General features: G+C 68.7%; 1 protein-coding gene. It reads right to left on the bottom strand.

Going from position 1 to position 1,662, the window contains the following annotated elements; translation table 11 throughout:
• Window positions 1-135 precede the first annotated feature (135 nt).
• Window positions 136-1,599, bottom strand: coding sequence for a purine-cytosine permease family protein (locus tag ACFWX1_RS32665; protein ID WP_378393606.1), 1,464 nt, complete (start codon window positions 1,597-1,599; stop codon window positions 136-138).
• Between the last annotated feature and the right edge of the window lie 63 nt (window positions 1,600-1,662).

The raw sequence follows: 1,662 nt of genomic DNA on the forward strand, positions 1-1,662 counted from the left end.
ACTCCTTACCGGCGCTCAACGCCGTGAAGGAGTCCTTCACGGCCCTTCGCGAGGCGAGACGGCGGCCCTCGGTGGTCCGGCTCCCGGCGCCGTCCCGCATGTCCCGAACGCTCCGTTCGCGACGGTGAACGTCCCCTACGCGTCGTTCGCGACGCGATACCCCAGCGCCGGTGAGGAGTCCGGAGCGGCAGCGGGGCCGAAGACCTCGCGGGGTTCCGGGAACAGCCGGGTCAGGAGCGGGTAGGCGAGCGCGGCCGTGCACAGGGTGACCACGAGGCTGATGTCGACGCCGCCCGCGATGCCGCGCAGCGGTCCCGCGATCATCGGGGTGTTCGCGGTCAGCAGGCCGAGCGTGGTCGCCGGGATCCAGGCCGCCATCGCCCGCCAGTTCACCCCGCGGTGGAACCAGTAGCGCCCGCCCTTGCGGCCCTGGTTGAACACCTGCAGGTCGTCCGGATCGTAGAACCCGCGCCGCTGCGCGAAGCCGATCATCATGATCACCATCCACGGCGACGTGCACAGCACGATCAGCGTCGCGAAGGCGTTGATGCTGGACACCATGTCGAGCACGAAGTTGCCGACGAAGATGAACACGACACTCAACGATCCGATGAGGACGGTCGCCTGCACCCGGCTCAGCCGCACGAAGATCGAGCTGAAGTCCAGGCCGGTCCCGTACAACGCCGTGGTACCGGTGGAGAGTCCGCCGAGCAGCGCCACCACGATGAGCGGAATCGCGTACCAGAGCGGGGAAATCGCGGTGAGCCCGGCGATGTAGTTCCCGGGGTCGGCGACCAGCGTCGCCGTCGCGATGCCGAAACCGAAGGGCAGCAACGTCGCCAGCTGCGCGAGGAACGGCGCGGCGAGCAGCGCGCGGCGGGAGTGCCGCGCCGGGATGTAGCGCGACCAGTCGCCGAGGAACGCGCCGAACGAGATCGGGTTGGCCAGCACGGTGAGCGTCGCGAGGATCCACGTCGGCCAGAACGTGCCGAGCGCGTAGCTGCCGGTGCCCGCGAAACCGGGATCGAACGAACCGCCGTACGCGAGGACGCCGGCCAGCATGATCGCGGTGCCCAGCACGACGGCGATCCGGTTGATCAGCAGCATGAAACGGTAGCCGTAGATACAGACCACGAGTGTCGCGATCGCGATGAGCCCGTAGGCGATACCGCGCAATACCGCTCCGCCGTCGAAGCCGAAAAGCCGTTGTGCCGCACCGGCGACGGCGTCCCCGCTGACCCACACCGAGATCGCGAAGAACGTGATCGCCGTCAGCAGCGAAAGGAACGAGCCGACACAGCGCCCGACGACCCCGAAGTGCGCGCCGGACGACACCGCGTTGTTGGTCCGGGTGAGCGGCCCGAACAACGCCATCGGCGAGAGCACCAGGCCGCCCAGCACGACACCGGTGACCGTCGCGGCGAGCGCGGCCCGGAAGCTCAGGCCGTACGCGATGGGCAGGGTGCCGAGAATGATCGTGGCGAACGTGTTCGCTCCGCCGAAGGCCAGCCGGAACAGGTCGCGCGGGCGCGAGGTCTGCTCCCCTGGCGGGATCGGCGCGATCCCGTGCTGCTCCACCTCGGTGACCTTGTCGCTCATCGTGGCTTCCTTTCCGGGTCTCTGAAGGCCACCTTGAGGGAACTCAAGTCCCTCAAGGTGGCC

Origin of the sequence: Amycolatopsis sp. NPDC059021, from assembly GCF_042739895.1 — a bacterium.
In the GTDB taxonomy this organism is placed as follows: domain Bacteria; phylum Actinomycetota; class Actinomycetes; order Mycobacteriales; family Pseudonocardiaceae; genus Amycolatopsis.